The following is a 22659-nucleotide window of genomic DNA, read 5'->3' on the forward strand; positions in this document are numbered from 1 at the left end:
ATAGAGCTCGGGTGATAGACCAGTACGAGCTATTTATCATGTACATATAAATACAGTATATCGTTACTTATAACCAATTCGAGTGAAGGGAGTGCATCTATGAAAGCAAGAAAAGCTAGATTTCTAGATTAATAATGAAATGAGTGAGTTGAGCATGAAGAGAGGTTAGAGCATGAATGATTTAATGACGATCATTACCATTTGTACCTTCTTCCTTACGATTGGTTTTATATTCTGGAAACCCAATATTAATGAAGCAATTCCGGCATCCGTGGGAGCCGTTATCGTACTTTTAACCGGAACCGTATCTTTGGCCAACCTGGGAGAGATCACGGAAACGATCAGTGGAGCAGCCATAACGATTATCGCAACGATCGTAATGGCAATTGTGTTAGAAAGCTTTGGTTTTTTTCAATGGGCTGCCGAGCTTTTGGTTCGGAAAGCAAGGGGATCAGGCATCCGGTTATTTTGGCTGACGAACCTATTTTGTTTTCTAATGACGCTATTCGTTAATAACGATGGCAGTATTCTCATTACGACACCTATTTTATTAATGCTGCTTAAAAGCATGGGACTTAAAAATCATCAAAAAATACCCTATTTGATTTCCGGCGCACTTATCGCGACAGCATCCAGCGCTCCGATCGGAGTCAGCAATATCGTCAATCTCATTGCTCTTAAGATCGTTCATATGGACCTCTATATGCATACGGCAATGATGTTTGTTCCTGCTTCCCTTGGCCTCGTACTGCTGACCGTTCTCCTCTTTTTGCTTTTTTATCGTACCCTTCCGAAAAAACTGCCTCCAGTAGCACCGTGGAACTTAAAACCAGGCGGTCATCCACTTAAGGGAGAATCCAACGAAGTTGTAGTAAGAAGCACGAAATTTATGCGCAATGTGCTGATATTCGTTTTTTTCGTGCGTGCAAGCCTGTTTGTTGCTTCATATATTCACTTCCCGGTATCTTTAATGGCGGTTATCGGATCTGCTATGCTGCTCGCTTGGCGATGGATTTATTTGAAGATTCCCCCTGTGGATATGATAAAGAAAACGCCTTGGTATATACTCATTTTTGCATTCGGGATGTACGTTATCATCTATGGCCTGCGAAATCTTGGACTTACGGAGTGGCTTATTCATTTCTTGCAGCCGATTGTCGCCGGCAGTCTATTGCATGCCAGCGTCCTGATGGGGGTGCTGCTAACGATCCTGTCCAACCTGTTCAACAATCACCCGGCATTAATGGTAGGAACCTTGACGTTAACGAATATGGGTCTTGATCCGATTACGCTTAAGATCTCATATCTTGCAAGTGTCATCGGCAGCGATATGGGATCGCTTATCCTTCCGATAGGCACGCTTGCTACGATTATGTGGATGCACATAATTAGAAAAGGCGGCGTTAAAATAAGCTGGGGCCAGTACTTGAAAGTTACGATAGTCGTCATACCGATTACCGTTATCGTCACGTTAATTTTGTTAAGCTTCTGGGTATCGTGGTTGTTCTGATGGCAGATTGGCGCAAGTACCCGGCGGAAAATAAAAAATGACCTTCGGGTAGGAAGGTCGCGGGATACACATCATCAGTTTATGAGAGCGGTAAGCCATAAGCTTGGGTTTTTACGGCATACGTCTCTCCTATAAATAAAAAGGCAAATAAAAACGCCGGGCATCAGCTGATTTCAGCTTCATGCCCGGCGTTTTTCTCTATTAGAACAATGTAATTTCTTTTGCTGTATTCAGTTCAGGCAGGCTAGTCAATTGTTCAAGGATGTCTTTGCCTGCGTTTTTATCAACAGTAAGAACCATGATCGCGGAACCGCCAACCAGTTGACGACCTACTTGCATCGTAGCGATGTTCACGTCGTTGTTGCCAAGAAGCGTACCAACGCGTCCGATGATGCCCGGTTTATCGTTGTGCGAGATCAGGATCAGGTTGCCTTCCGGCGTAACGTCAACAGGGAACTTGTCGATTTGAACAACGCGCTCGCCGTATCCGGTAAGCAGCGTGCCAGCTACGATACGCTCTTCTTGTTTCGTGCGGAGCGATACCGTTACCAGGTTCGTAAAGTCTTTGGAAGCCTGGGATTTTTGCTGTACGATATTCAAATCACGAACTTTGGCAAGGTGCATCGAGTTAACGACGTTTACTTGGTCAGAGCCAAGGTGATGCGAGAGCACGCCTTTTACAATGTAACGAGTCAACGGCTGAGTATCTACCTCCGCAAGCTCGCCGGAGTAACGTACGGTAATTTCCTGTACGGCACCCTCCGTGATTTGCGCAACCAGGCTGCCGAGTTTCTCGCCAAGCGAGTAGTACGGCTGCAGCTTGCTTTGCAGGTTAGCCGGGATAGGAGGCATGTTAACCGCATTGCTGAACGGTTCATTGCGCAGGATGTGCAAGACTTGCTCCGATACGTCGATTGCCACGTTCTCTTGAGCTTCAACCGTGGAAGCGCCAAGATGCGGTGTTACGATAATTTTAGGATGCTTCAGGAATGGATGGTCTTCTGTTGGAGGCTCCACTTCAAATACGTCAAATGCAGCGCCGGCTACGATGCCGGCATCGATTGCTTCAACAAGGGCAAGCTCGTCGATGATACCGCCGCGCGCACAGTTGATAATGCGCATGCCTGGCTTCATGACTTCGAATTGCTTTTTGCCGATCATGTGACGAGTTTCCGGAGTAAGCGGAGTATGGACCGTCATGAAGTCGGCGTTGCGAACGATTTCGTCAACAGTAGCCAGCTTAATGCCAAGCTTCTCTGCACGCTCTTCCGTCATGAACGGGTCGTAACCCATAATTTCCATGCCAAATGCTTTCGCGCGTTTTGCAACTTCGCTGCCGATACGGCCCATGCCAAGAACGCCAAGGGTTTTGTTGCGAAGCTCAACGCCAAGGAACGATTTACGGTCCCAAACGCCGCCAACCGTTTTCAGGTAGGCTTGCGGGATGTGACGGGCAACCGCCATCATCATGGCAAACGTATGCTCACAGGTTGTAATCGTATTGCCGTCTGGTGCATTGATAACGATAATACCGCGTTGCGTCGCTGCTTCCAAATCGATATTGTCTACGCCAACGCCTGCGCGGCCTACAACCTTCAGCTGCTTGCCTGCTTCCATAATGCGCGGTGTTACGCGTGTTTGGCTGCGCACGAGCAGGGCATCGTATTCGCCGATAATGCTCACCAATTCGTCTTCGCTTAGTCCGGGCTTTTTGTCGACTGCTACATCATCTGCGTCTACAAGCTGTTGAATGCCCAGATCACTGATGGGATCCGATACTAACACTTTAAACATATGTAGATTGCCTCCTAAAATTTTTGTGAAGTGCCGACATAAGGAGCAAACTGGGGTCTGCCCGATATGTCGGCACTTCACGTCCATTTGTATTCAAATCGTTTGTTGCTAAAACAAAAAACCCCGTCCCGGCACAGTAACGAGAGCGAGCCGGACGAGAGGTTCGTCTTAATTGCGGGCAATCGTAAATGGCAGTTGTTGTCTCCGATGTGTGAAAAAATGCACGCTTTATATCAATACGAAACGTGATTAAACCGATATGGACAACCGTTATTATTTTATAGCAAGGTGGTGGACAAATGCAATGTATAAACTTGATCAAATGTGAAATTTTCGTTATGATTCAAAGCATTGCAAGAGATATTAACAGGTCAGGGGAGAGAAAGGCATTGATTGAGTGGAAGGAATTGGATCCGGAGCTATTGCTGCAGATGCTTGCGGACGGACAGATTGAACCGGAGCAAATCATCGACGTACGCGAAACTTTTGAATGGGATTATTATCATTTGGAATCATCACGGTTAATACCCATGAATACGATCCCCTACAGTCTCGGAACCATTTCGGACGACAAACCGTTATATATAGTATGCGCGCATGGGGTACGCAGTGCGGCCGTTTGCAATTATTTAGAAGAACAAGGCTACGGCAACCTCCACAATGTTACAGGCGGAATGGCTGCGATAGCCTCGTTACAAGGGTTTCAATACGATTAAAGAAGCGTAAGTTAAGAGAAGAACGGAAGCTGAGGCAGAAGATCTTTATTGTAGAGCTTCGAGCGATTCTCGGTGAAGTCGCCGCTTCGGACGGCTTCCGTATCAATCAGCAGATCTGCAATCGCGGATACCGTCTTCAAATTGAGCTTTGCGGCCTGGCCGGAAGCGATAAAATCATCGATGCGGCTTGTCAGATCCTGCGGATAATAAGCAGTGAATTGCTGACGCGAAGCCAATTGATCCGCCATCAGCTTGTTTTTTACGATCAAGGGCAGGCTTGACCATTTGTTGATTTCGATTACCTTAGGCATTGTATAATTAGCAGGGATGTTTGGTTCAACCGTTGCTCCCCATTTCATCATGGCGGTGTAGTACGCTTGTTGGGCAGCCAGTGCTTGCTTGACTGCAGACCGGTAGGAACCTAATTGCTCAATGCTGCTTTGAAGCTTGGAATTATCCGTCGATTTCGAGCTTGCAGCCGCTGCTTTCGCGGCCTGTTCGAATTGCTCCAGACTTCTGATATAATTCGTTTGGGCATCGCCGAGAAGCGGGGACTTCTGCATATCGAAAGAGGAAGCCGCGGTTCTTTTAGAATGAGCGAGCTCCGCTAAATTTTTCAAGGTAGATGAAGCGCTGCCGCCTTGGCCTTTCGCGAAGTCGTCCATCGCATCATCCCATTCGGATTGAAATTCACGGTAAGACAAAAATACGGTATGATAGAAAGAGACAAGATCCTGCTGCTGATAGGGGCTGCTTTTTTGAACCGCTGCCGCCTGCAATTCTTTCATTTCGTACTTGGTTTCCGTTTTGGACGTTCCGAGCTTTACGCCGTAGAAGAATGCACCAACCGCGCAGACGAGCATAAAGACAAACCCCAAACTAAATATCATTGCGGAACGAGGTAAACGTTTCTCCATCACAAATCTCCTTCTATGTATTAGATATGCCGTCGTTTGTGCCCTATCAGTATAGGTGAAATGATCATAAAAGGAAATATGACCTTCTTAGACAGGCGGGAAGCTATGAAAAAATTCGATCTCCGTAATATCCGCGTGCGTCAACTATCCGTCGATGAGATTGACGACCGCATGCTGCTAGTAAATCTTTACGTTACGCAAGCGATTACTATTATTATCGGTTTGGTGTGGGCATTATTTCAGCGTTCCAATCCATTTCTGTTGTTACAATTTCCTGACAGCCTCTCTTTTTTATGGTGGGGACTGGGACTAGGCGCCGCCGTCATTGCGGTTGACCTGCTGATTTCCAGATGGGTACCGGAGGAAGCAACCGATGACGGCGGTATTAATGAACGGATATTCAAGAACAGACCGGTGTGGCATATTGCCGTTATTTCGTTAGTGGTTGCCATTTGCGAAGAACTATTGTTCCGGGGGGCTGTGCAGCACTCCTTTGGACCTTATTGGACAAGCATTATTTTTGCGGCCATTCATGTCCGTTATTTGAAGCATTGGATCCCAACGGGTCTTGTCTTTTCGATCAGCTATGGGTTAGGCTGGATTTATATTCAGTCAGGTACCTTGTGGGCACCGATTGTTGCGCATTTCCTGGTGGATTTCATTATGGGGCTGATTATCCGATTTAGGAGGGAGCAAACAGAGCAGTGATGAGCAGAGTGGAGAAATTCGGTAGCTCAAGAGGAAGAAGACAACATGAACAGGCGGAAGTTCAGCCTGGCATCGCGACCGACACGAATGCAGAGGCGCTGCCGCCTAGACGTAAAGTACACCCTTCCAGTTCATATAAAGTGACCAAATGGTATTATAATGTATTATTTTTATTATTCGTTTGTCTGGTGGCAGGGCTGTTCTGGTATGGCGTCCGGTTTACGGACTGACCTGAATCGTCTCGGGATCTATAAAGGAATACCCCTTATCCTCAAGCTTTGCGAGCAAGCCGTCGAGCGCGGCAGCCGTCCATTTTAATTCGTGCATCAGAATATTGGCGCCGGGATGAAGCTGCTCCAGCACATTGCCGATTACTTTGTCCGGATCGCCGGGAGCTTTCTGCTCCCAATCCAGTGAACCATTCGACCACGTCATGAACAGCATGCCGTGGTTTTTTGCTGCTTCCTTAACCGTGTCTCCGCCGGACCCGTAAGGCGGCCGGAAGAATCTCGGTTCTTTGCCGATTATGGCTTTGACCTCTGCTTGAACATCCGCAATTTGCGACTCCACCTTGCCAGGCTCTTCTTTCTTAAGATCGATATGATCCCAGGAATGATTGCCGATCGTCTGTCCGCGGTCATGGATCAGCTTCAACAGTTCGGGATGCTGCTTCACTCGATAGCCGTTAACGAAAAAAATCGCTTTTGCCTTATGCTTGTCCAAGGTATCGAGCAGGCTCTTTATTACCTCTTCATTATGAGGAGCATCGTCAAAGGTAAGTAACACGGCCTTTTTAGATGCTGTTGTCTCGTCAATAGGGACGAACCGGTAGGCTTTAGTCATTTTATACAGAGGTGCTATGACCTTGGGAGAAGGGCTTGGCTCTGCCGCGGGAGTTGCCGAAAGTGCTGGGGTTTCAGGGGAATGAGATATCTGCTGGCTCGAATGCGACTGAGCGGCTGCCGAACTGGCAGAAGGCAGTGCGTTCTCGTTTCCGGCGGTCGTTTTGGATGGTGAACCGCAAGAGGTCAATAGGGCTGTAAGGGCAAAAACGGCATAGATCGTATTCATCGTTGTTTTCGTCATTGTTATTCCCGCCTTGTTGTCAATTGTTGGATTGTCTAAGACCATATTACCATAACACGCGGTACCGATTCCTATTTTCGCTTTCCTTAATTTGTGGAGGATGCCGCAGGTTTTGAGGGAGAAAATATATGTTGCAACTATCCCCGAAGGAGGTAACGAAAGCCATGAGAATCGGCGGGTTTGTGTTAGGCGCCGTCGCAGGACTAGCGGCAGCCGTGTACGTATCACGCAAAAGACCAGGTATGGCGGCGTGGGCATCCAGCTCGCTTGCGGGCGCATGCTCATCCATTGGCAGAAGTGCCGCATCGATGATGATGAGACGAGGAATGAATAAAGCTATGGCGGCCAGCAATATGGCCCCAAAGCATTCAGACGATACCGCCGGAAAGCAAGGAGGAGGCTGGGAGCAGGTTGAGCAGCTGATCAACAACGATCCCGGACTTAAGGAGCAGGCGAGCCAGATCATGGCGGAATCGTCTTTCAAGCCGCATTAAATGAAGCTGTTTTTAGAATCGGTTGATGTACGCGCTTCAAGCCTAGCGCGGCACAAGCGATTCTTTTTTTGCCTATTTTAGGTGCAATCCGGGGACATACATGTTAAAGTAATTACATAGTACGATTTGATCATTTTGATCACATCCTGCTAAAAATTTCATACGCTGTTTACAACAGATGCTGCAGAGGAGGGATCCTGTCATGAAAATCGAACGGCTTAGTCAGGACAAGATACGGATTTTCCTGACGTTCGACGACCTGCTCGAGCGTGGGATCCAGAAGGAGGACATGTGGCGCGAAATTCCCAAAGTACACGATCTATTCAGTGAAATGATGGAACAAGCATACAGTGAACTTGGTTTCGATGCCAGCGGCCCTCTTGCGGTCGAAGTGTTTGCACTCCCCGCCCAAGGTATGGTGGTGATTGTCACCCGTGGCAAGATGAACGGTCATTCCGATGAACGGGCAACCGATGATGAAGACACGGAAGACGAGATATACGAGATGGAAGTTACGATGGAGCAGAGCGATATCGTGATGTATTCATTCCGGGATTTTGAGGATGTCATTAATGTATGCAAACAGCTCCAGGCAGCTTCGCTTACTGAGGATGGACGCTTGTATTCCTACAACGGAAAATGGATCCTGGCCCTTGAACCGGCTTTGATCGAGACGGCGCGCCATAACGCGGTTATCGCGCTGCTTGCCGAATACGGAGAAGCGACATCCGTTACCTACGCGATGCTGGAGGAGTACGGCAAGGTTATTATGCCATCTCAAGCTGTCCGGGAAATTTGCACTCATTTCTATAATTGAGCAGCACATGAATGTGGAGCATCGGCAGACAATATTGTCTGCCGGTGCTCTTCTTGCATGTTCTGGCCCCCTTTTGGAATATCGTGATGTATACACGCTCATATTACAAGTAGACAAAGGCGGGTGAATTTGAAATTATGGCGGATAACAATGATGTCCTCCTATCAACACAGGTAGTTATTGAAGAAGCCCTATTGAAGCTTGGCTATAAAGAAGATATGATTGAACTCTTGAAGGAACCGATGCGTATTTTGAGCGTCAGGATACCCGTGAAGATGGATGATGGGAAGACCAAGGTGTTTACCGGTTACCGGGCTCAGCATAACGATGCGGTTGGTCCAACAAAAGGCGGTGTCCGCTTCCATCCGGCCGTAACGGAGAATGAAGTAAAGGCGTTATCCATCTGGATGAGCTTGAAATGCGGAATCGCCGATCTGCCTTATGGCGGAGGAAAAGGCGGAGTTATCTGCGATCCCAGAAAAATGTCTTTTGGGGAGCTGGAACGGCTCAGCCGCGGATATGTTCGTGCCGTCAGCCAGATTGTGGGTCCGACGAAAGACATCCCGGCTCCGGATGTCATGACGAATTCGCAAATTATGGCATGGATGCTGGATGAGTACAGCCGGATTAGGGAATTCGACTCTCCAGGTTTTATTACCGGCAAGCCAATCGTGCTCGGCGGCTCCAGAGGACGGGAGACGGCTACGGCACGCGGCGTTGTTATTATGATTCATGAGGCGCTGGCCCTTAAAGGCATAGAGTTGAATAAGGCAAGAATTGTCATTCAAGGCTTCGGCAATGCCGGAAGTTACCTTGCCAAATTCATGCATGAGGCCGGTGCGCGCGTAATTGGTATATCCGATGTGAACGGAGCGTTGTATAATGAAGATGGATTAGATATTCCTTACTTGCTCGATCGTAGAGATTCCTTCGGCAATGTAACGAATCTATTCCACCAGACGATCTCCAACACCGACCTGCTCGAGCTGGAATGCGACGTGCTTGTTCCGGCTGCCATCGAGAATCAGATTACGGAGGATAATGCTCCGCGCATCAAGGCGACCATTGTCGTAGAAGCGGCTAATGGCCCAACGACACTCGAAGCGACAAGGATTTTAACCGAACGGGGAATTCTTCTTGTTCCGGATGTTCTGGCAAGCGCCGGAGGGGTTATCGTTTCTTATTTCGAATGGGTCCAGAACAATCAGGGCTTTTACTGGGATGAACAAGAGGTGGATGACCGGCTGCGCGTCATGATGATTCGCGGCTTTAACCAAGTATATGAGATTCATAAATCAAGAAATGTGAACATGCGGCTTGCCGCCTATATGGCAGGCGTACGCAAAATGGCAGAGGCGGTGCGTTATCGCGGCTGGGTGTAACCGGCGGCTGCGCAGCCGCCGGATGCCTGGGAGGTGAAACATCGAATTGCTATTGTTTTCTGTGCTGACTGCCGCGGTGGCCCCGGGTATATCGTTGCTTACGTATTTGTATCTGAAGGACCGTTACGACGCAGAGCCGATTCATATGGTCGTTCGCATGTTTCTGCTCGGCGTCCTCATTGTCGTGCCGATAGTAGTTATCCAGCGCGGGCTGCAGCTATGGTTCGGCGACCATCAGCCCATGCTGTTCTCTTTTGTGGAGTCGGCCGGCATTGAGGAATTTCTGAAATGGTTCGTGCTTTACCATATGATTTACAACCACACGGAGTTCGACGAGCCGTATGACGGGATTGTTTACGCGGCTTCGATCTCGCTCGGCTTTGCAACGCTGGAGAATGTATTGTACGCGATTTACTCGCCGTCCACGTTCGGAACTCTGCTCATGCGCGCGCTGCTGCCCGTCTCCGGGCATGCGCTGTTTGGCGTCATGATGGGTTATTACGTCGGCAAGGCGAAGTTCGCTACTTCTTCCAAGCGCAATATTTATTTGGCGATTTCGTTAGGACTTCCGCTGCTGCTGCACGGAACGTACGACTACATTATGATCTCGTTCAAGACCAATTGGATTTATGTCATCATCCCGTTTATGGTGGCCTTGTGGGTGTGGGGACTTCGTAAGATGAATCGTGCCAATTCACGCTCGCCGTTCCGCTTCATCAGCCGCGAGGATGAGGTTAAACTGTAAGCCTTTCGTCTATAATGATTAGTAATAATTGTTAAAATGACGGAGGCAAGGAATGGAACCGAGAATTAAGGTAACGATCCGGTGCAACGTATGCGGCGAGAAGTTTGTTCTTCGCGGCAGACGGGAAAAAGGAATGATCGACACCGGCTTCAAGCAATGTATTTGCAACAATACAAACGACCTCGATATCGAGGAACACAGCATTTGACACAGATGCATAAAGCTCCCTTCGGCAAACCAAACTAACGCTAGGTTTTGCAGAAGAAAGGAGCTTTTTTGTTATGTATAGACGTTTAAGCGCGGTGTTGTTCCCCATCATGACGCTTTTCTTAATCGGCTCAGTGTATTGGGGATATCAAGAGCACCAAGAGAAAAACTCGATTCTCATAAAGGCCGAAAACCAATACCAGCGTGCTTTCCATGATCTCACCTATCATGTCGAGCAGCTGCATCAGCAGCTTGGCAACACGCTGGCGGTCAATTCCACCTCCCAAAGCTACCATCGCAAAGGGCTTGTTAACGTGTGGCGCCTGACAAGTCAAGCGCAAAACGAAATCAACCAGCTTCCTTTGACAATGCTGCCTTTCAACGAAGCGGAAGATTTCTTGTCGCACATCTCCAATTTCGCCTACAAAACTTCCGTAAGGGATTTATCCAAGCAACCTCTGTCCCAAGACGAATTCAAGACGCTGAAGACGTTGTATGCCAAGTCGGAGGATATCTCCAAGGATTTGTATAAAATGCAGGAGAAGGTGCTGAGCGATCATCTGCGCTGGATGGATGTTGAGGTAGCTCTTGCCAAGCAGAATTCGCCAAATGACAATACCATTATCGACGGGTTCAAAACGGTGGACAAGAAGGTAAGCGAGTACCCTGAAATCAACTGGGGTCCTTCGGTCGCAAGCATGTACCAGAAGCGTACCATCAATATGCTTAGCGGCAGCATGGTTACGGCGGAGGACGTGAAGAAGAACGTAATCGAGTTCCTCGGCCGTGAGCCGGAGGAAATCCGCGTGGTGGAAAACGGCAAAGGCACGGAGTATTCTTCTTACTCCGCTACGGTAACCGAGCCGAAGTCCGGTCGAAAGCTTCAGATGGATTATACGCAAAGAGGCGGCAAGCTGATCTGGTTTATGGATTCCCGGGATATCGGGGAGAAAAAGATTGATCAGAGAGAGGCGCAAGCTTCTGCTGAGAAGTTCTTGGATGACCATGGTATAAAAGGCATGAGAGCAGTCAGCTACAACATGTTCGATAATACGGGCGCCTTTACTTTTGTCAGCACGCAAAACGGCGTTCTTATCTATCCGGAGAAGCTCACCGTCAAGGTCGCGCTGGATAATGGGGAAGCGGTGGGTCTTCAGGCGAATGACTACGTGTATGAGCAGCATAAGCGCAGCATTCCGAAAGCAAAGTTGTCCAAAGCGGAAGCACGCAAAGCGTTAAACCCGGAATTCAAGGTAGCAAATGACCAGATGGCCTTGATCACAAACGAATTGGGCGAAGAAACATTATGTTATGAATTTTTGGGCAGCATTAACGGCAGCGATTACCGGATTTACATCAATGCGGAGAACGGTGTCGAAGAAGCGATCGAAGAGCTGTCACCGCTCGACAAACGGACAAGTTCCGGCAAATAACGATATGGCTCCCCTCAAATTGACGTGTTATAATAAACACCAATATGGGAGGGGAGCCAATTGTTGCCTAGAGTAAACCAAATGTTGTTTTTCGAGATCGCGTCTGCTGATGAAGAAGAGGCAGCTGTAGAATACAAAGCGAGAATTGCGGATGAGCTGGAAGACGGTTTACTTATCGAGAATCCACTTAATATAACATCGGGTCGGATGAAACGGCTTTATTTGGGGGACGAGCTGTCGGTTTATTATGTATCCGATGACGGGATAAAGCATTATTTCGATTCGCATGTGATTGGCTTCCGGGATGATGTCGTTAAGCTGATCAAGATCCGCAAGCCTGATCCCGAACGGATTACGAAGATTCAGCGCCGGCATTTCCTTCGCGTGTCCGCTGATCTTGAGATCGCCGTAAACCTGTCGGGCAATATCCGCTTCGTCACGGTTACCGACGATGTAGGCGGAGGAGGGATTTCCTTCCTATGCGACGGGAAGTGGTCGATAACGTCCGGCATGGAAATGGACTGCTGGCTGCTGATTCCCTATAAGAACGGGACGCTTGAGCATGCCTCCTTCAAGGCGGAGGTTGTAAGGGTAGTTGATCTCGCAACGGGACGCAAGCAGGTCATGTGCAAATTTATTGCCATCAGCGACAGCGAACGTCAAAAAATAATCAGATTCTGCTTCGAAAGACAGCTGGAATTCCGCGGAAGATAACGCTGCATAAAGTAGACTCCGGATACGCATCCTATTCTGAAAAGACAGGAAAAGGATGGGAGCCGCGATGCGGATTGCAGAGGATGAAGAAGAGTTGAAAAAGCAAATGGATGCCGTGTCGAAACGGCTGGTCCGATTTGCTTTTATACTTATAATCGGCGTGGTATTAGCGCAAATTACGCTTCAAAATGACACGGTTCGACACTGGGTGACAGCCGTCGAGCATTGGGAAGGCGAAGCTTACCGTTAGCTTGTTAAGCCCCAAGAAACAACGGTTTTGGGCAATTGCCGTTTTTGCATCTGCGTATATTGTGTGGTATAATTTTCACGATCGCAGGCGGTGCCTGCTTTTTTCTTGAAATTCTAAGTTTTTCTTGGAATTCGCCGGAAATGATACATATTCCCGGTTATTTACAAATGGGCTACGGCCTTTTTGGACCGGCCAAGCCGTTTAATGCCTGAGAAGCAGAAGCCCGCATCAGCATTCGGCCAGCCGTTTGATTAAGCTTAGGCTATCGATGCAAGAATCAACACGAACAGCCTGAAGCGGGCTGCCAGTGTGTTAATTCTTTTGAGGAGGTAGAATGTTGGTGATGCAGCAAGACGGTGACAGCGACCGAATCAACATTGCGATAGACGGTCCTGCCGGTGCAGGCAAGAGTACGGTCGCACGCAAGGTTGCCGAACAGCTAGATTATATCTATATCGATACGGGCGCGATGTATCGGGCTGTTACACTAAGTGCCCAGAGGGCGGGAATCGAGCCACGGGACAATGAAAGACTGGCCGAGCACGCCAGGACGCTGGATATCAAGCTGGCGCCGGGTGAGAAAGGTCAAGCCGTCTTCTTGAATGGCGAGAATATAACGGATCTGATCCGTTCCAGGGAAGTCACGCTTGCCGTTTCGCATATCGCAGCAAATGAAACCGTAAGAGATCTGCTTAGCAAGCTTCAGCGTCAATTGGCACAGCGCAAAGGCGTTGTCATGGACGGCCGGGATATCGGGTCGCACGTGCTGCCGAACGCTGAACTGAAAATTTTCCTCACCGCATCCGTACAAGAACGTGCACAGCGGCGATACAAGGAGATTGCGGGAACGCAGTCGATTACCTTGGAGCAGCTTGAACGGGAAATCGCGGAACGCGACCGCCTGGATGAGCAACGCGAGATTTCACCGCTCATTTGCGCGAAGGACGCAATTGTTCTGGACAGTACGTCGATGTCAATCGATGAAGTTGCGGCTTCCATTGTGAAATTAAGCCGAACCAAATTGGCGGAGGCGAAGTAAACTAATGTTATATGGTATTTTCAAAGCAGTGTTTAATGTCCTCTACGGATTATTGTTCCGCCTTGAAGTCCGGGGATTGGAGAATATTCCGAGAGAAGGATCCGTTATCCTGTGTTCCAACCATATCAGCCTGCTTGATCCTCCTGCTGTCGGCATTAGAGTGCCGCGCAAGGTTCATTATATGGCCAAAGCCGAGTTGTTCAAGATTCCGGTATTTGGACCTTTGATTAGGGCTTGGGGCGCCTTTCCCGTAAAACGGGGCGTCGGCAAGGATGCGATCCGCTCCGCGCTTAACCTTCTTGGCGAAGGAAAAGTGATGGGGATTTTTCCGGAGGGCACGCGCAACAGCGACGGAGTCGCGGCAAAGAAGGGCGCAGCGATGATTGCTTACCGCAGCGGCGCGGCAATTATCCCCGTAGCGGTAGTGGGCCATTACAAGCTTTTCCGTAAAATGAGAGTTTTCTACGGCAAACCGGTTGATATTTCTGCTATCATAAATGAATCTTCGCCGGATAAGCTGGACCTTATTACGGATGCCATTATGTCTCGCATTTATGAGATGATTGAGAAGAACAAATAACAGGTGTTTTAAATACTGCTTTTCATCGTGAAAGCGGATTTAAATAAAGTTGGGGTATGAATTGAGGAGGTTATTTCCATGTCAGAAGAAATCAATGTTCAAGACCAAGCAGCAATGGACAACTTTGTGTCCTTGAAAAAAGGCGATACTGTAAAAGGTACAATCATCAAAATCGATGATAACCAAGCTTATGTAAGCCTTGGATATAAATATGACGGCGTCATTCCGGTTCGCGAGCTTTCCGCGGTGCAACTGGATAACGCAAACGATGCCGTTCAAGTTGGCCAAGAGGTTGAACTGAAAGTTGTCAGCATCGACGACGAGAAAGAAAAGCTTGTTCTGTCGAAGCGTCTGATCGACGGCGAGCGCGCTTGGGACGCTCTGCAAAGCCGTTTCGAAAGCGGAGAAGTATTCGAAGTAGCGGTTGCTGACGTTGTTAAAGGCGGCCTCGTGGCTGACGTTGGCGTACGCGGCTTCATTCCTGCTTCCATGGTAGAGCGTCATTTCGTTGAAGATTTCAGCGATTACAAAGGCCGTACGCTCCGCGTTAAAGTGAAAGAAATCGACCGCGAGAACAACAAAGTGATCCTGTCGGCAAAAGACGTGCTGGACGCTGAGTTCGAGCAAAACAAACAACAAGTCATTGCAGGCCTGCAAGTTGGCGCGCAACTGGAAGGTACTGTGCAACGCCTGACTCCGTTTGGCGCTTTCGTGGATATCGGCGGCATTGACGGTCTGGTTCACGTATCCGAGCTGTCCTGGCAGCATGTTGCTCATCCGAAGGATGTAGTATCCGAAGGCCAAAAGGTTACCGTTAAAGTACTTAAAGTTGATCCAGCGGCAGGCAAAATCAGCCTGAGCATCAAAGCGGCTCAACCAGGTCCTTGGGAATCCACTGCCGGCCAATTCAACGTTGGCGACATCGTAACGGGTACGGTTCGCCGTCTTGTTACTTTCGGCGCATTTGTAGAAATCGCTCCGGGCGTTGAAGGCCTCGTGCACATCTCGCAAATCGCTCACCGTCACATCGCAACTCCTTTCGAAGTTCTGAAAGAGGGCCAAGAAGTGCAAGCGAAAGTGCTTGATTTCAACCCTGCCGAAAAACGCGTAAGCCTGAGCATCAAAGAAACGGAAGAAGCTCCTGAGCAGCCGGCTGCTGCTGAGCAAGCTCCTAAATCGGGCAGACCTCAACGCGAGCGTACTCCTCAGGTTAAGCCAGAAGATCTGGGCAATAACCCGAATGTCAGCTTGAACAGCTCCAGCATGAGCTATTCGCTGGCTGAGCGTTTCGGCGATAAGCTGAGCAAATTGAAATAATTTAATATCGACGTAATAAAGAGGCTTTTCCTGATTAGGTGCTAATCAGGAAAAGCCTCTTTTTCTATTCCCGAATTGTCAAATACGGGAATAGCCCCTTTTATTTGGAGCATAATAGGTCAACGAGAGGTGATTCTGCAAGTGAATGCCGGATATATTTCAATCTGGATTATGTTAATGGCTTTTATCTTAATATCCACGGGCTGGTCGGATTTCGTCGGATTAACGATTAAGCATAGAAGATGGGTCTTTCTTACACTTGCCGCGTGTGCGGTACTTCAACCGATACAAGAAACTTTCCGGCTTGGATCCATACAACTTCATGTTTTTGCGGGTACGATCCTGCTTATGCTGATCAGCCTGCTTGCGATGCGAGGGCCGCTTGTATGGGATTCGCGCGGCTATCTTCTTATCTGTGCCTTGCTAGCCGGCATGATCTGGGGCAGCGTGAGGAAGATGTACAGCGTTGACCCTGTGTTCTTCTGGCTTGATCCGCTGCTTGACGGTCCAGTTGTTGCCGGCTTGCTGGCAGCGGCCTTCTCTTCCAAGGGGCAGCATCAATTAACCGTACTGCTGTATGCCGGCGCTGCAGCAGAGCTTGTTCATGCCTTGCTGCAGCGAGGGGTTTACGAGGCGTCCGTCGGTTCGCTGCAGTGGTGGGACAGCATCTGGATTGCATTTGTCGCTGCACGCTTGATCAGCTTACTGTTCTTGCTCGTGCGCACCGGCGTTACACGATTTATAGCCATCCCCTGGCGGAATAAAGGAGGAAGCTCACCCGAATGAATGCTTATCTTGTGGAGCACAAAATGCTGTTAGGCGTACTGCTCGGAATTGTATTTGGCATTGTATCACGGCTTCTTATGCTGACAACCGATTACAGGCAGTACCCGACTTATCCCCATGGACGGATTATCCATATCTCCCTTGGCGTCATTGCCGCTGCGCTAGGAGCAGTTGCCGTCCCCGCTCTCTATAACAAGGACTACACGGCGATTACCTTCCTGTCGCTGGCCGCCCAGCAATTCCGCGATGTGAGAAAGATGGAAAGAGATACCTTGACCAAAATCGACGAACTTGAGCTTGTCAGCCGAGGCTCCACTTACATTGAGGGCATTGCCATGGTGTTCGAGGGACGAAACTATCTAGTTATAATGACGGCTTTGGTAACAAGCTTGTTCTCAATCATTTGGAACATCTATTTAGGCTTTGCCGGCGGAATTCTATCCTTGCTCTTTGTCAGATTTCTGAAATCGGGCAAAACGATATCCCACATTTGCCGCACGGAGGGGGCGGAGGTTCGGGTTGACGGTCCGGACCTGTTCGTCGGGGACATTTATATCATGAACGTTGGCCTACAGTCGAATCAGGAGATCATCAAGGAGCGAGGAATGGGCTTTATTTTGACTCCCTATAATCCCAATGGCAAAGTAACGATCGGCAATCTGGGTCAAAGGCAGGCAATCCTGTACGATCTGTCCACGATTCTTGGCGTTTACCGGGATGACGGAGAGCCGGCGCTTATTCCGATGGCCAAGCTTGATATGAAGGACGGACGTCTTGCCGTATTTTTCCTGCCGCAGGAGAGAGATATGTCCAAAGCGCTCCAGATTATCAACAAGGTGCCGATCCTGGAGTCTGCCGTCCGCATGCCTACGGAAGCTTCGGTTAATAAGGAGGCTCCGAACAATGGCTAAGATCATCGCGGTTGTAACCACTCAGCACGAGAAGGTCGGCGGCGGCGCGCCTATATTTATTGAACCGGATGAGAAAGCGATGCAGCAGACCGCCTTCCTGCTCGAAAAAATATTGGATGCCAGCGCGCACGACCTGAAAAACGGCACGATTGTCATTGTAAACCATCATTAAAAGATGAAAAGTTCGCCAAGAACGTTGTTTTTTGCTATGATGATAGTCGTGAGTATTTCTGAAGGAGTGAGCATTGACCTATGGCAAGACCCGTTATTGCAATAGTTGGTCGCCCGAATGTGGGCAAATCCACCATTTTTAATCGGGTGGTTGGCGATCGGCTGGCAATTGTTGAAGATAAACCGGGCGTAACCCGGGACCGTCTTTATAGCCCAGGAGAATGGAATGGTAAAGCATTCAGCATCGTTGATACAGGCGGTATTGAAATTGATGGCGAAGATGAAATTATGAAATCCGTCCGCATGCAAGCGGAGCTTGCTATTGAGGAAGCGGACGTCATTATCTTTATGTGCGACGCGAAAACAGGCGTTACGCATGCGGATGACGAAGTGGCGCAAATGCTGTTCCGTTCCCATAAGCCGGTTGTTCTCGCTGTCAACAAAGTGGACAACCTGAACCGGATGGACGAAATTTACGAATTTTACGGCTTGGGCTTCGGTACTCCGATTGCGGTATCCGGCTCGCATGGCCTTGGAATCGGCGACATGCTGGATGCGGCGATTGAAAAGCTTCCTGAGCTTGAGGAAGACGGCTATGACGACGATGTTATCCGCGTAGCCTTGATCGGCCGCCCGAACGTCGGCAAATCGTCGCTTGTTAACGCGCTGCTTGGGGAAGAGCGTGTTATCGTCAGCAACGTTGCCGGAACTACCCGCGACGCGATCGATACGCCGTTCGAGCGTGACGGTCAGAAGTATGTGCTGATCGACACGGCCGGCATGCGCAAGCGCGGCAAGGTTTACGAGTCTACGGAGAAATACAGCGTAATGCGCGCGTTAAAAGCAATCGAGCGTGCCGATGTTGTGCTCGTTCTGATTAATGGCGAGGAAGGCATCATCGAGCAGGATAAGCATATCGCCGGTTATGCGCATGAAGCGGGCAAGGCTTCGATCTTTGTCGTGAACAAATGGGATGTTGTCGAGAAGGATGACAAGACCATGCAGGAGTTCACGCAAAATATCCGCGACCATTTCCTGTTTATGACTTACGCGCCAATCGTCTTTTTGTCTGCGAAGACAAAACAGCGCTTGCACAAGCTGCTGCCAGTCGTAAATCATGTATCGGAACAGCATGCCATGCGTATTCAGACCCATCTGCTTAACGATGTCGTGTCTGACGCGGTTGCTTACAATCCGCCTCCGACGGATAAAGGCAAGCGTCTCAAAATCAATTACGTGACCCAAGTTGCGACGAAGCCGCCGACCATCGTTATCTTCGTTAACAATCCGGAGATGATGCACTTCTCGTACGAGCGGTACCTCGAGAACAAGATCCGCGCGGCATTTGATTTTGAAGGAACGCCTGTCCGTTTGTTCACAAGAAAGAAATCGGATGAAGATTAGGGGAGAAGAAGCTTGATATACGCTGTAATCGCGGTTGTTCTGAGTTATTTGCTCGGCTCGGTATCGTTTAGCATCGTAATCGCAAGACTGGTGAAGGGCATAGATATCCGGGAGCATGGCAGCGGCAACGCAGGCGCTACCAATACGATCCGAGTTCTTGGAAAAGGGCCGGGCCTGCTTTGCTTCGTGCTTGATTTTGGTAAAGGGATTGCCGCGGTATTTATCGGTCGCTGGCTCGGATTGGACGGCGTTGACTGGACGCCTGCAATATGCGGCCTTGCGGCGATCATGGGGCATAACTGGCCGATCTATTTCAACTTCAAAGGCGGCAAAGGAATTGCGACTACGATTGGCGCAATTGCGGCGCTTGCCTTTGTACCGGCTCTAATCGCCGGGGTTGTTACGATTATCGTCATTGCCATTACCCGTTACGTATCGCTTGGATCGCTTATTTTCGCGGCTTTGACTCCCGTACTTATTTCGATTTTCTTTTATTCCGCGCCCGTATTAACGGTCAGTCTCATTCTATGCGTATTTGCGTTTGTACGGCATCGCACGAATATTGTTAAACTGCTGCAAGGAACAGAGAACAAGCTTGGTGCTAAGAAAGGGTCGTGATCAGAAGGATGTCGCAAGTAAAGTCGGAACGTAAAGGGCGTGCGGCGGTATTGGTGGCAGGCAGCTGGGGAACCGCGCTTGCCGCCGTACTGGCCGGCAATGGTTACGATGTACAGCTGTGGACACGGTCTGCCGAGCATGCGTACAAGATGAATGCCAGTCATAAGAACGAGAAGTATTTGCCTGGCGTCGCTCTGCCGGCGTCGCTCCATGCGACAACGGACATGCAGGAAGCTCTAAGGGATGTGGACCTGGCTTTATTTGTCGCACCTTCATCGGCAATGAGGGCGGTTGCGAAGCAAGCAGCTCCTTATTTGGCGGAAGATGCTCTGGTCGTTCACGCGACAAAAGGCTTTGAGGCAGATACGCTGAAACGGATGACAACCGTATTGTCGGAAGAGCTGAACCGCCCTGCCGAGAAAATTGTTGTATTGTCCGGTCCTAGCCATGCCGAAGAGGTAATTCGCAAGCAGCCAACTACCGTAGTGGTTGCTTCCGCGGATATGAATGCGGCGGAGCAGGCGCAAGACGCTTTCATGAGTACATATTTCCGCGTCTACACGAATCCGGACGTGGTTGGTGTGGAAGTGGCGGGCGCGATCAAAAATATTATCGCGCTTGGAGCAGGCTTGTCAGACGGCCTTGGCTTTGGCGACAACGCAAAAGCGGCCCTGCTCACACGGGGGCTTGCCGAGATCAGCCGGCTTGGAACGGCAATGGGCGCTAATCCGCTGACCTTTGCAGGTCTCGCTGGCGTAGGCGACCTGGTTGTAACCTGTACGAGTCAGCACAGCCGGAACTGGCGCGCAGGTTCCATGCTGGCGGACGGCACGTCGCTCGAGGAAGTGCTGGAGCGGATGGGCATGGTCGTGGAAGGCGTAAGAACGACCCGGGCAGCCAACGAGCTTGCGAAGCAATATGATGTACAAATGCCCATTACGGCAGAGTTGTACAGCGTGTTGTTTGCGAACAATTCTCCAAAGTCCGCGGTCGAGAATTTGATGGGCCGCTTAAAGACGCACGAAATTGAACAGTTAGGCTAAGACATGCGCCTATACCAAACATTTGCCCTCCTCATATGATGTTCCAAGGCTAACGCTTATGAGGTCTTCAGCGACATTGAAGGAGGGGAATGTAGTGGCAAAGGATCTTTCCAAAGATGTTCTTAATGCAATAAATAAAAAAACCGGAAAAAACATATCCGAAAATGCCGTAAAGAAACTGGCTGACGGTGTATCGGCTTCAACGATGAAGAACGAAGACGAGCTCCGCAAGCTGATTAAGAGTGTATCGGATATGGCGAAGGTTCCGGTATCGGACAAAACGATGAACGATATTGTTAAAGCCGTGAAAGCAAGCGGCATGAGTATAGGCGGTATCGAATCGTTGATCAAAATGATGATTAAGTAATGAACTAACGTTAAAGCCAAAAAATCTGCTTTCATAAAGCAGATTTTTTGGCTTTTTTTGTCCTTTTTTGAGCTTGATGTTATAATGAGTGTTGCATTTATTACCGTTTTCAACTAGGGAGTAGATTAGTTCATGGATCCAATGACGAAGATGTGGGTATCTTTAATCGGAATCGGACTTATGGCGATCGCCGCCGTAATCATTACGTTCGCCCGGTTAAAGACCAAAGGAATTATCAAGTTTACGTTATCCTTTGTTTCCTTTATTCTGCTTGTATTTGGTTTTCTATGCGGGCTGATTGCCATTGTCTAACAGAGAGGCCATACATATCGACAACGCGAAAGGAACCATAATCGCATGATTGAACTGAAGGGGAGAACAAAAACGGCGGTGGTTGAGCCAGAACTCGGGGCGACGCTCCTGAAGCACGCGCTGAAAGCAAAGGTAGATTGGTCATCCAATTGCACCCGCGGAACCTGCGCGAGATGCCGCTGCTTGATTGAAGAAGGGGCAGAGGCCCTTGAAGGAATTACGGATGCCGAATGGGACCGCATGGAGCCGGAGGAATTTGAAGACGGTTACCGGCTTGCCTGCCAAGCAGTCGTAAAGAACGGAGAGATCCCGGTAAAAGCCGTAAACAAGCCGTATTTCTAGCTAAAACGCTGGGGGAGGATGTGCAGTGATGAACAAAGATATAGCCATAGAGAACGCTCTTGCTGCCATCGTCCGGCTGCTCGAGGGTGCTCGCGCAGAATGGGTTCTTGGCGGAAGCGCAGGTCTAATGCTGCGCGGTTTGCCGCTGAAGGAAAAACCGAATGATATCGACTTGTATGCCGACGATGAAGATTACGATCTGATTTACGAGCGGTTGAAGCCGTACGCTTCCGATACGAAGGAGCTGAGCGAATGCGGTAATTACCGGTCCATCCTCAGTCATTTTGTCATAGAAGGCGTTCCGGTAGAGCTGGTCGGCGGTTTTGTCGTCCGTGCGGAAGGCTCGCGTTATATAACCGAAGTCCGTAAATTGTTGAAACCGTATTCGGAGCAATTTGTTGTCGGGAACGGGCAAGAGGAGCTGTATGTTCCGGTTGTTCCGCTTGCGCATGAGCTTTGGTTCAATAAGCTGAGACAACGCGAAGACCGGCTTCAATTGATCGCGGATGATTACATTAAAGAGGAACCGCGGCATGAGGCAGCCCGACTGCTCCTTGAACAGCGGAATGTGTTCACGTTAGAGCTGAGAAAGCAAATGAAACAGCGGCTTTCCCGCAAACAGGCAGGTGCTGCCAAATGAGCGGAAGGATTACGTTCTGGCCTTCAGGCACTACGATTGAAGTAAAGCCGGGAACCCCGATCCTCTCGGCGGCGAGAAGGGCAGGTGTGCTCATTCAGACCCGCTGCGGCGGAAACGCGGCTTGCTTTATGTGCAAGGTGAAAATACGTCCGGATAGCGACCTGATGCCTATCGCGGATGAGGAGAAGCGTAAGCTTGCCGGTCTGGTAGAAGAGGGCTACAGGCTTGCATGCCAGGCTAAGGTAAGAGGAGTGGTTCAAGTGGACGTGCCGCTTGATCCGCTTCGCGCCGCCGTCCAGAAGCTTCTGGCGAAGCAGGCGGAAGAAAAAGACGAGTTGTGGTAGAACGAGGAGGAG

General features: G+C 49.4%; 29 protein-coding genes. 26 read left to right on the plus strand and 3 right to left on the minus strand.

Going from position 1 to position 22659, the window contains the following annotated elements; all coding sequences use genetic code 11:
• The first annotated feature begins 172 nt into the window (after window positions 1–172).
• Entirely contained in the window at window positions 173–1510 is a 1338-nt protein-coding gene (locus WFJ73_RS04120; RefSeq protein ID WP_336771819.1) for an arsenic transporter, read from the plus strand.
• A 201-nt stretch (window positions 1511–1711) separates the two neighbouring features.
• Here the strand turns inward: WFJ73_RS04120 and serA are convergent, their stop codons facing one another.
• Window positions 1712–3304 (minus strand): phosphoglycerate dehydrogenase, encoded by a 1593-nt coding sequence (gene serA / locus WFJ73_RS04125; protein ID WP_336771820.1) that lies wholly within the window; start codon window positions 3302–3304, stop codon window positions 1712–1714.
• Between the two features lie 389 nt (window positions 3305–3693).
• Here serA and WFJ73_RS04130 point away from each other — a divergent pair, with 389 nt between their 5' ends.
• On the plus strand, window positions 3694–4020 hold the full coding sequence (locus WFJ73_RS04130) for a rhodanese-like domain-containing protein (RefSeq protein WP_336771821.1): 327 nt from the start codon (window positions 3694–3696) through the stop codon (window positions 4018–4020).
• A gap of 11 nt (window positions 4021–4031) precedes the next feature.
• On the opposite strand, the gene WFJ73_RS04135 is transcribed toward WFJ73_RS04130, so the two are convergent.
• The gene (locus WFJ73_RS04135) at window positions 4032–4937 is read right to left on the minus strand and encodes a hypothetical protein (protein WP_336771822.1); all 906 of its coding nucleotides are present in this window, start codon (window positions 4935–4937) and stop codon (window positions 4032–4034) included.
• A gap of 105 nt (window positions 4938–5042) precedes the next feature.
• Between WFJ73_RS04135 and WFJ73_RS04140 the strand changes: the two genes are divergently transcribed.
• Window positions 5043–5645 carry a CPBP family intramembrane glutamic endopeptidase gene (locus WFJ73_RS04140; RefSeq protein ID WP_336771823.1) on the plus strand — a complete coding sequence of 201 codons (603 nt, stop codon included), beginning with the start codon at window positions 5043–5045 and terminating at the stop codon, window positions 5643–5645.
• Window positions 5642–5875 (plus strand): hypothetical protein, encoded by a 234-nt coding sequence (locus WFJ73_RS04145; RefSeq protein WP_336771824.1) that lies wholly within the window; start codon window positions 5642–5644, stop codon window positions 5873–5875. The genes WFJ73_RS04140 and WFJ73_RS04145 overlap by 4 nt, the downstream gene beginning before the upstream one ends.
• Here WFJ73_RS04145 and WFJ73_RS04150 read toward each other — a convergent pair.
• On the minus strand, window positions 5865–6731 hold the full coding sequence (locus tag WFJ73_RS04150; protein ID WP_336771825.1) for a polysaccharide deacetylase family protein: 867 nt from the start codon (window positions 6729–6731) through the stop codon (window positions 5865–5867). The two genes, WFJ73_RS04145 and WFJ73_RS04150, sit on opposite strands and share 11 nt — an antisense overlap.
• A gap of 128 nt (window positions 6732–6859) precedes the next feature.
• On the opposite strand from WFJ73_RS04150, the gene WFJ73_RS04155 reads away from it, so the two are divergent.
• The 22 genes from WFJ73_RS04155 (at window position 6860) to WFJ73_RS04260 (ending at window position 22647) form a co-directional block, all read left to right on the plus strand.
• A complete protein-coding gene (locus WFJ73_RS04155; protein WP_336771826.1) occupies window positions 6860–7225 on the plus strand; it encodes a hypothetical protein in 366 nt (121 codons plus the stop codon).
• 202 nt (window positions 7226–7427) lie between these two features.
• Window positions 7428–8042, plus strand: coding sequence for a genetic competence negative regulator (locus WFJ73_RS04160; protein WP_015843976.1), 615 nt, complete (start codon window positions 7428–7430; stop codon window positions 8040–8042).
• 137 nt (window positions 8043–8179) lie between these two features.
• Window positions 8180–9424, plus strand: a complete 1245-nt coding sequence (locus WFJ73_RS04165) for a Glu/Leu/Phe/Val family dehydrogenase (RefSeq protein WP_336771827.1) — start codon at window positions 8180–8182, stop codon at window positions 9422–9424.
• Window positions 9425–9470: 46 nt separating this feature from the next.
• The gene (gene prsW, locus WFJ73_RS04170) at window positions 9471–10169 is read left to right on the plus strand and encodes a glutamic-type intramembrane protease PrsW (RefSeq protein ID WP_336771828.1); all 699 of its coding nucleotides are present in this window, start codon (window positions 9471–9473) and stop codon (window positions 10167–10169) included.
• 52 nt (window positions 10170–10221) lie between these two features.
• Window positions 10222–10377 (plus strand): hypothetical protein, encoded by a 156-nt coding sequence (locus WFJ73_RS04175; protein ID WP_336771829.1) that lies wholly within the window; start codon window positions 10222–10224, stop codon window positions 10375–10377.
• A gap of 73 nt (window positions 10378–10450) precedes the next feature.
• Window positions 10451–11809 carry a germination protein YpeB gene (gene ypeB / locus WFJ73_RS04180; RefSeq protein ID WP_336771830.1) on the plus strand — a complete coding sequence of 453 codons (1359 nt, stop codon included), beginning with the start codon at window positions 10451–10453 and terminating at the stop codon, window positions 11807–11809.
• 60 nt (window positions 11810–11869) lie between these two features.
• Complete coding sequence (locus tag WFJ73_RS04185; RefSeq protein WP_336771831.1) at window positions 11870–12523, plus strand: flagellar brake protein; 654 nt, start codon at window positions 11870–11872, stop codon at window positions 12521–12523.
• 67 nt (window positions 12524–12590) lie between these two features.
• The gene (locus WFJ73_RS04190; protein WP_336771832.1) at window positions 12591–12773 is read left to right on the plus strand and encodes a hypothetical protein; all 183 of its coding nucleotides are present in this window, start codon (window positions 12591–12593) and stop codon (window positions 12771–12773) included.
• 334 nt (window positions 12774–13107) lie between these two features.
• Window positions 13108–13812, plus strand: coding sequence for a (d)CMP kinase (cmk, locus tag WFJ73_RS04195; RefSeq protein WP_336771833.1), 705 nt, complete (start codon window positions 13108–13110; stop codon window positions 13810–13812).
• A 4-nt stretch (window positions 13813–13816) separates the two neighbouring features.
• The gene (locus tag WFJ73_RS04200) at window positions 13817–14392 is read left to right on the plus strand and encodes a lysophospholipid acyltransferase family protein (RefSeq protein WP_336771834.1); all 576 of its coding nucleotides are present in this window, start codon (window positions 13817–13819) and stop codon (window positions 14390–14392) included.
• 78 nt (window positions 14393–14470) lie between these two features.
• Window positions 14471–15709: a 30S ribosomal protein S1 gene (rpsA, locus tag WFJ73_RS04205; protein WP_336771835.1), complete on the plus strand. Its 1239-nt coding sequence runs from the start codon at window positions 14471–14473 to the stop codon at window positions 15707–15709.
• A 177-nt stretch (window positions 15710–15886) separates the two neighbouring features.
• Window positions 15887–16495: a YphA family membrane protein gene (locus WFJ73_RS04210; RefSeq protein ID WP_336771836.1), complete on the plus strand. Its 609-nt coding sequence runs from the start codon at window positions 15887–15889 to the stop codon at window positions 16493–16495.
• On the plus strand, window positions 16492–17406 hold the full coding sequence (locus WFJ73_RS04215; RefSeq protein ID WP_336771837.1) for a YIEGIA family protein: 915 nt from the start codon (window positions 16492–16494) through the stop codon (window positions 17404–17406). Before WFJ73_RS04210 ends, WFJ73_RS04215 begins: the two co-directional genes overlap by 4 nt.
• Window positions 17399–17578, plus strand: coding sequence for a capping complex subunit for YIEGIA (locus tag WFJ73_RS04220; RefSeq protein ID WP_127494205.1), 180 nt, complete (start codon window positions 17399–17401; stop codon window positions 17576–17578). The genes WFJ73_RS04215 and WFJ73_RS04220 overlap by 8 nt, the downstream gene beginning before the upstream one ends.
• 80 nt (window positions 17579–17658) lie before the next feature.
• A complete protein-coding gene (der, locus tag WFJ73_RS04225; protein ID WP_336771838.1) occupies window positions 17659–18981 on the plus strand; it encodes a ribosome biogenesis GTPase Der in 1323 nt (440 codons plus the stop codon).
• 12 nt (window positions 18982–18993) lie between these two features.
• Window positions 18994–19599, plus strand: coding sequence for a glycerol-3-phosphate 1-O-acyltransferase PlsY (plsY, locus tag WFJ73_RS04230; RefSeq protein ID WP_127494200.1), 606 nt, complete (start codon window positions 18994–18996; stop codon window positions 19597–19599).
• 8 nt (window positions 19600–19607) lie between these two features.
• The gene (locus tag WFJ73_RS04235) at window positions 19608–20642 is read left to right on the plus strand and encodes an NAD(P)H-dependent glycerol-3-phosphate dehydrogenase (RefSeq protein ID WP_336771839.1); all 1035 of its coding nucleotides are present in this window, start codon (window positions 19608–19610) and stop codon (window positions 20640–20642) included.
• Window positions 20643–20736: 94 nt separating this feature from the next.
• A complete protein-coding gene (locus tag WFJ73_RS04240) occupies window positions 20737–21009 on the plus strand; it encodes a stage VI sporulation protein F (RefSeq protein ID WP_336771840.1) in 273 nt (90 codons plus the stop codon).
• Between the two features lie 132 nt (window positions 21010–21141).
• A complete protein-coding gene (locus WFJ73_RS04245; protein WP_015843993.1) occupies window positions 21142–21321 on the plus strand; it encodes a DUF2768 family protein in 180 nt (59 codons plus the stop codon).
• Between the two features lie 45 nt (window positions 21322–21366).
• Window positions 21367–21663, plus strand: a complete 297-nt coding sequence (locus tag WFJ73_RS04250) for a 2Fe-2S iron-sulfur cluster-binding protein (protein WP_336771841.1) — start codon at window positions 21367–21369, stop codon at window positions 21661–21663.
• Window positions 21664–21691: 28 nt separating this feature from the next.
• On the plus strand, window positions 21692–22303 hold the full coding sequence (locus WFJ73_RS04255; RefSeq protein WP_336771842.1) for a hypothetical protein: 612 nt from the start codon (window positions 21692–21694) through the stop codon (window positions 22301–22303).
• Window positions 22300–22647 (plus strand): 2Fe-2S iron-sulfur cluster-binding protein, encoded by a 348-nt coding sequence (locus WFJ73_RS04260; RefSeq protein WP_336771843.1) that lies wholly within the window; start codon window positions 22300–22302, stop codon window positions 22645–22647. Before WFJ73_RS04255 ends, WFJ73_RS04260 begins: the two co-directional genes overlap by 4 nt.
• Window positions 22648–22659 lie beyond the last annotated feature (12 nt).

Source organism: Paenibacillus sp. MMO-58 (genome assembly GCF_037146255.1).
Taxonomy (GTDB): Bacteria; Bacillota; Bacilli; order Paenibacillales; family Paenibacillaceae; genus Pristimantibacillus.

What these genes read in the sequence shown, in the direction of transcription:
- WFJ73_RS04120 (WP_336771819.1), top strand. Translation starts at nt 173, where the DNA reads ATGAATGATTTAATGACGATCATTACCATTTGTACCTTCTTCCTTACG.
- serA (WP_336771820.1), bottom strand. Translation starts at nt 3,304, where the DNA reads ATGTTTAAAGTGTTAGTATCGGATCCCATCAGTGATCTGGGCATTCAA.
- WFJ73_RS04135 (WP_336771822.1), bottom strand. Translation starts at nt 4,937, where the DNA reads ATGGAGAAACGTTTACCTCGTTCCGCAATGATATTTAGTTTGGGGTTT.
- WFJ73_RS04140 (WP_336771823.1), top strand. Translation starts at nt 5,043, where the DNA reads ATGAAAAAATTCGATCTCCGTAATATCCGCGTGCGTCAACTATCCGTC.
- WFJ73_RS04150 (WP_336771825.1), bottom strand. Translation starts at nt 6,731, where the DNA reads ATGACGAAAACAACGATGAATACGATCTATGCCGTTTTTGCCCTTACA.
- WFJ73_RS04155 (WP_336771826.1), top strand. Translation starts at nt 6,860, where the DNA reads ATGTTGCAACTATCCCCGAAGGAGGTAACGAAAGCCATGAGAATCGGC.
- WFJ73_RS04160 (WP_015843976.1), top strand. Translation starts at nt 7,428, where the DNA reads ATGAAAATCGAACGGCTTAGTCAGGACAAGATACGGATTTTCCTGACG.
- WFJ73_RS04165 (WP_336771827.1), top strand. Translation starts at nt 8,180, where the DNA reads ATGGCGGATAACAATGATGTCCTCCTATCAACACAGGTAGTTATTGAA.
- WFJ73_RS04175 (WP_336771829.1), top strand. Translation starts at nt 10,222, where the DNA reads ATGGAACCGAGAATTAAGGTAACGATCCGGTGCAACGTATGCGGCGAG.
- ypeB (WP_336771830.1), top strand. Translation starts at nt 10,451, where the DNA reads ATGTATAGACGTTTAAGCGCGGTGTTGTTCCCCATCATGACGCTTTTC.
- WFJ73_RS04190 (WP_336771832.1), top strand. Translation starts at nt 12,591, where the DNA reads ATGCGGATTGCAGAGGATGAAGAAGAGTTGAAAAAGCAAATGGATGCC.
- cmk (WP_336771833.1), top strand. Translation starts at nt 13,108, where the DNA reads ATGTTGGTGATGCAGCAAGACGGTGACAGCGACCGAATCAACATTGCG.
- WFJ73_RS04200 (WP_336771834.1), top strand. Translation starts at nt 13,817, where the DNA reads ATGTTATATGGTATTTTCAAAGCAGTGTTTAATGTCCTCTACGGATTA.
- rpsA (WP_336771835.1), top strand. Translation starts at nt 14,471, where the DNA reads ATGTCAGAAGAAATCAATGTTCAAGACCAAGCAGCAATGGACAACTTT.
- WFJ73_RS04210 (WP_336771836.1), top strand. Translation starts at nt 15,887, where the DNA reads ATGGCTTTTATCTTAATATCCACGGGCTGGTCGGATTTCGTCGGATTA.
- WFJ73_RS04215 (WP_336771837.1), top strand. Translation starts at nt 16,492, where the DNA reads ATGAATGCTTATCTTGTGGAGCACAAAATGCTGTTAGGCGTACTGCTC.
- WFJ73_RS04220 (WP_127494205.1), top strand. Translation starts at nt 17,399, where the DNA reads ATGGCTAAGATCATCGCGGTTGTAACCACTCAGCACGAGAAGGTCGGC.
- der (WP_336771838.1), top strand. Translation starts at nt 17,659, where the DNA reads ATGGCAAGACCCGTTATTGCAATAGTTGGTCGCCCGAATGTGGGCAAA.
- WFJ73_RS04235 (WP_336771839.1), top strand. Translation starts at nt 19,608, where the DNA reads ATGTCGCAAGTAAAGTCGGAACGTAAAGGGCGTGCGGCGGTATTGGTG.
- WFJ73_RS04245 (WP_015843993.1), top strand. Translation starts at nt 21,142, where the DNA reads ATGGATCCAATGACGAAGATGTGGGTATCTTTAATCGGAATCGGACTT.
- WFJ73_RS04250 (WP_336771841.1), top strand. Translation starts at nt 21,367, where the DNA reads ATGATTGAACTGAAGGGGAGAACAAAAACGGCGGTGGTTGAGCCAGAA.
- WFJ73_RS04255 (WP_336771842.1), top strand. Translation starts at nt 21,692, where the DNA reads ATGAACAAAGATATAGCCATAGAGAACGCTCTTGCTGCCATCGTCCGG.
- WFJ73_RS04260 (WP_336771843.1), top strand. Translation starts at nt 22,300, where the DNA reads ATGAGCGGAAGGATTACGTTCTGGCCTTCAGGCACTACGATTGAAGTA.